Source organism: uncultured Methanobrevibacter sp., assembly GCF_937906425.1.
Lineage (GTDB): Archaea > Methanobacteriota > Methanobacteria > Methanobacteriales > Methanobacteriaceae > Methanobrevibacter.
This window is the reverse complement of sequence record NZ_CALCYR010000153.1, coordinates 1-6,169: the sequence shown is the minus strand read 5'-3', so window position 1 is coordinate 6,169 and position 6,169 is coordinate 1. Positions and strand designations below refer to the sequence as shown.

Sequence of the window (6,169 nt, the reverse complement as noted above, 5' to 3'; positions counted from 1 at the left end):
GTAGCATCATTAGGAAGAGTGATAGTAATAGTCTCATTCTCACTGTAATCAATGTCAGGAGAGTCTTCACTAATAACCGGATCTATAGGACTTACAACAAGAACTGCAGTGTCAGACAATTTACCATAGGCTTCACTATCAAAGACCACTTCAACAGGGTAGTCTCCAACAGCCAATAAATCATTTTCCAAAATGTCTTCAATACCAAATTCATATTGGCCGCTTTCATTTAAAGTAATCTCTTTCTCTTTGCTTCCAACAATAATGCTTACCTTAGCGTTTGCAATTGCTGAATTGGTTTCAGTGTCAATGAGAGTGATGATCAAGTTGGACCTGTCTCCATAGGAAATTGGGTTTTCCTCAGTTTCCACACTAATTACTGCACCATATACCTTAAATGAATCGGTACCATTTGAAGCCTTATAATTAGTGTCTCCAATGAAGCTTCCATCAGCATCATAATCACCGACAGTCAATCCAGATACATTCAATGAACCTGTACCGTCAACAACAGCAATTTGATAATCAGTTTCATTAATGCTTACAATTACAATGCCAGTTAAACCAGTGCCGTTTGTAGCATTTAATTCAACATTTATCACTGCATCTTTTCCAAGATAAGTGTCATTAATGCTTATGTTCAATTTGGAATCAACCATGAAGACTCTGAATGAATCGAATGCACTTGTATCCTTATAAGTCTCATTGTTTTTAAATTCTGCATTTACATAAAGATATCCTGCATCCAAACCACTTACAAGAATGGATCCTTCACCATCCTTTACAGTTACATTGTGTTCGACTCCATTGATGTATACCGGAACTGTAGCATTTAACAATCCATCAACACCAGTTAAACATACAGTAACATTGCTTGCTTCTCCATAATTAATGTCTGTAGCATTTACACTTAGTATGGCTTCGACTTTATTTACATCAAAGCTGTCAGCACCATCACTGCCAATATAGTTTCTATTGCTTTGGTAAACTGCAGAAGCCTGATAACCATTGCCAACCGGCAAGATTAAATCGCTTACAGCATAAGTTCCTGCACCGTCAATAACTTCTACATCATATTCATGTTCAACATTGTTCTTATCAACAATGATTACTTTAACATTGCCGCTAACAGCCTTTCCACTGACTGCTTCTCTTAATGCAAGATTGATTACAATATTCTCATGATAATCAATATCCTCAATACTTAAACCTAGAATGGTTGTTACAGGATCAACAGTTAAATTTTTAACATCCTCAGCAGGATAGAAAGTGAATGGATCATAATTTTCATTTCCTTTAAAGAAGACATTAAAGGTGTAATTGCCTGCTTCCAATCCAGGAACATATATTAGAGTCTCATTTACAGTGCCGTTAAGACTTAATTCAATTTGATCGATTAATCTGGATTCATTGTCATAGATATTCACTGCAAATTCACCAGGATATTCATCACTTACAAAGTCTACACCAATATATATTTGAGGACTATATCCATAGGACACTATTGCATCATATGCAGAAGTGACTGCAGATTTGCCTGTAGCGCTTGCCTTGTTTACAATGAATGTTGTTTCACTATCTCTGCTAGCATAATAATAGTTGTTTCCTGCAAATTCAACCTTAACCATATAACTTCCTGCATCCAAGAATTTTGAAGTTTTTTCAGTGAGATTCACACTCAAGCTACCTTCCACTTCAAGCTCGTCTTCATAAACAAGGGTATCATAAATACCATCATTGAATTTGTATACTGCAATGCTTAGATTATCAGATATAGGAATGCTGTGATCTGAACCATCAAGCAATGTAATGTTTATGATAGTGTCATCACCATAACTAATTGAATGTGTTGTGTTGGAATCCACGAAACTTGGTTTCTTGTAAACTTGCCTTTCAATGCTTTGGTTGTTATTGTTTAAGTTATGGTCAGTCTCTTCTGCATATGCACTTAAATTAGCAGAAATTATGCCTTCAGATTCTATTTCAAATACAAGGTGGAACAAGAATGATTCACCAACTCCTAAAGTGCCAATAGATATCCTATGAGTATTTATGCTATAGCTTGCATTGGATTCAGCCTCAATGTATTTGAGATTGTCAAATAGACCTGTGAAGTTCAAGTTTGTTACAGGACTTGGACCGCTGTTGCTTACATTAATGTTAAAGACAATCTTATCTCCAACATACCTTACAGTGTCAGGATTAGTGGTATTAACGGAAATAAGCACATCTGCATTGGCTTCAGAACCGACACTTACTATCTTTGTATTGTCTGCAGGGTTTCCGTCACCTTCAATTGGGTAAGCATCATAACGTGACACAATGTCTCCCTCATCATTCACTCTAAGAACCAATACCAATTCGGCTTCAGCCATTGAATTCAAAGTTCCAATAGTCCAATTGTTATTTGTTGAATCATAATTATATTCTCCAAACTCAGTTGAACCATTTACAGTCAAGAGAGTTACATCTCCCTTAGTGTAGTTAACTAATACATAAACATCTTCAGCAGGGTTAGGGCCAACATTAGTCACTTTAATAGTGTATCTTAACTCCTGTCCCACTTCTGCAGATTGACCTGCAGGGATATTTACAGTTGGAGTGATTATTAAATCAGCTACAGGAAGCACAGTGATATTACCTACATCAGAAACACTGTAATAATTGTTTTCATCAACAACAGTACTTACATTTAATGTATAGTTTCCACTTTCCAATCCTGAAATGGATATTTGCTCACCGACAATGCTGATAATTGCATTCTCAACCTCATTATTATTTTCATTATAGATCTTAGCAATGTATCCGGTTGCATTTTCACCAGTAATTCTTAGATTGATTACATTTCCGCTTACGCCACTTGCATCAGGAACACTTACATTAGAACCTGCTTTTGTAATGTTCAATTCATAGTCTACACTTACAGAACTGTGGTTTCCATCCACAATGGTAGTGAATCTTATAGTGTAATTACCTGAATTTATGCGAGGAACAGTGAATGTGACATTTGCCCTTATGGTAGCACCTGCAATTATCTGTTCACCGTCCAATACGACATAACTGACTTGTGTAGCATTTAAGCTTGAAATTGTGAAATCAATATTTTCACCATAAACTTTCACAAGATCATGTGCAGTTACTTCGGAATTTGCCGGATTTACGATTAAAGCGGAACGGTTTTCTACAGTAGAGTAGTTTCCATAACTTTGAGTTACAAGGAGTAATGTGTAGTCTCCAACAGCCAATTCATAAGCAGGAATTGTAATGACTGATTTGCCTTCATCAATATCCGCCGCATCAATGCTTCCTTGATGGACTGCCTTACCTGCATTCATTACATAGTATTTAATGCCTGCAGTAGCATTTTCACTTTCAACATCTATCTTGATTTCCTCTCCGTAAATCTTAGTGATATCAGATGCGTTTACACTTGATCCCACTTGAGTTACTATAATTGCAGAGCGACTTTCAGAGCTTGTGTAATTTCCATAACTTTGAGTTACAAGGAGCAATGTGTATTCACCGACAGATAAATCCTTAGCAACAAATGTGAGAGTAGCCTTACCATTAGCACCAATATCCTCAACATCAATGGTACCCTCTTTTACAATGGCACCTGCTCTGATTACAAAGTAATTAATACCTGCAGTAGCATTCTGACTGTCAATATCAATAGCAATATCTTCTCCATATTTCTTTGTTACATTAGATGCATTTACTGAAGAGTTTGCAGGAACAACTACAATAGCGGAACGATTCTCAACAGTAGTGTAATTACCAAGACTTTGAGTCTCAAGCAATAAGGTATATTCACCAACAGGCAATTCCTTAGCAGCAAATGCGAGAGTAGCCTTACCATCAGCACCAATTGAGGCAACTGGAATAGTGCCGCTCTTAACAATCACACCAGCCCTAATAACAGAGTACTTAATTCCATCAGTAGCATTCTGACTGTCAATGCCAATACTGATAGCCTCACCATAAACCTTAGTAATATTACTAGCATTCACACTGGAAGCAGCCTGAAGAACATTAATTACAGATCTGCCTTCAGCAGTGGTGTAATTACCAAAGCTTAAAGTATTAAGAACTAAAGTGTAATTACCAACAGCTAATTCCTTAGCCTCAAATGTAAGAGTAGCCTTACCATCAGCACCAATTGAGGTAACATTAATAGTTCCACTCTTTTCAACATCATTTAGTTTAAATACAGTGTAACTAATGCCTGCAGTAGCATTTTGACTGTCAATATCAATAGTGATGGATTCACCATAATATTTGCTTACATTAGATGCATTTACACTGGAAGCAGCTTGACGGATAAGAATACCTGAACTGTTTACAGATGAAACAAGATTATCATCATCAACAGTAAGCCAAGCAACACTGTATGTACCAGTAAACAAGTTTTCAGTCAAGTTAAGGGTAGCCACACCATCATGCAAGTCATCTTTGGAGATATTGCCGGTAAGAACCCTTTCACCACCTTTTGCAACAATATAATTAACAGATGTAGCATTAACGAAACTTACATTGATCAAGACATCCTCACCATAAATTACATCAACATCACTTGCATTTACACTGGTAGGGGCTTTAGCAACAGTAAAGGAACTTGTATTAGTGACAGATGAATAATTGCCATCAGTAACAGCAGTTAATCTGACAGCATATGAACCTGCACTTAATCCATAAAGTTCAACAACAGAACCAGTTGCAGTGATATCTCCAGTAGCATTTTCATTATTAACTAGAACTCCGCCACGAACAACTTCATATCTGACCTTTTCCGCATTTTCAAATTCAATGGTAATCCTTACAGGATCCTCACCATATGTAATGCTTGTAGCACTGGCATTTACAGTAGAATTAACCGCCTTGATGATTAAAGCACTCCTATTTTCAACAGCAGTATAGTTTTCAGTAGTGTTGGTACGTAAGAGAAGAGTGTAAGAACCGACAGGAAGTGTTTTAGCACCAAATTCAAGCTTAGCAGTTCCATCAATTAAATTAACATCTAATTGACCTTCTTTAACAGCTGAACCAGCCCTCATGATGAAATAATAAACGCCTGTTACATTTTCAAACTCAATAGGGATGCTTATTGCATCATCATAAGCAAATTCCACATCACTTGCATTTACTTGAGATTGAGCTTGGCGAATAAGAATACCTGAATTGTAAATTGATTCAATGAGGTTGTCATCTTCAACAGTAGTCCATTCCACAGTGTATGTACCTGCAGATAATTCATTGCTTAAATCAAGAATATAAACATTTGTGTCATGATCCAATTGACCCTTAGCAATGTTACCCTCTGTTACAAGCCTTCCTGCACTTTCAATTACATAATGAACAGATGTGGCATTGACGAAACTTACATTGATTTTAACATCTTCACCATAAGTTACATTAACATTAGTTGCATTTACACTGGTAGTGGCTTTAGCAACAGTAAATGAAACAGTATAACTATCAACAGAATAATTGCCATCAGTAACAGTAGTTAACCTAACCGCATAGTGTCCAGCATCCAAACCAGAGAAAGTAACCTGACCATTCTTGTCAATAAAGCCTTCAGCATTATCAATATCAACAGGAACTCCACCACGAACAAGCTCATAAGTCACACTACTTGCATTGGTAGAGTTAACGGTAAGAATTACATCCTCTCCACCATAGGTGACATTGTTTGCACTACCGTTAACAGTGGATTGAACAGCCCTTACAATAACACCGGACTCATACTCAGCAGAGATATAATCCCCACCCACATTAGTGGTAAACCTTACAGTATAAGTACCAACAGGCAATACGCCTAAGTCAAGATCATAATTAGTGCTTGTAACAGTACCAGACATGCCTTCAACAGCCTGACCAGCCTGCATAACAACATAACTAACATTATTCGCATTAGTAAAGTTAACATTCAATACAGCATCTTCACCATAATTAACCTCAGTGCTGTTAGCAACAACAGTGGATTGAACAGCTCTTACGGTAATACCGGACTCATATTCAGCTTGAGTGTAACCATCTGCCACATTAGTGGTAAACCTTACAGTATAAGTACCAACAGACAATACACCTAAATCAACAGTACCATTCTGAGTTACAGTACCAGACTTGCCATCAACAGCCTGACCAGCCTGCATAACAACATAACTAA

1 protein-coding gene is annotated in these 6,169 nt (G+C 37.0%); it reads right to left on the bottom strand.

The features are described 5' to 3' along the window. Positions 1-6,155 (bottom strand): hypothetical protein (locus tag Q0138_RS04345; RefSeq protein WP_297981450.1); only part of this gene is annotated, 6,155 nt, incomplete at its 3' end. Between the last annotated feature and the right edge of the window lie 14 nt (positions 6,156-6,169).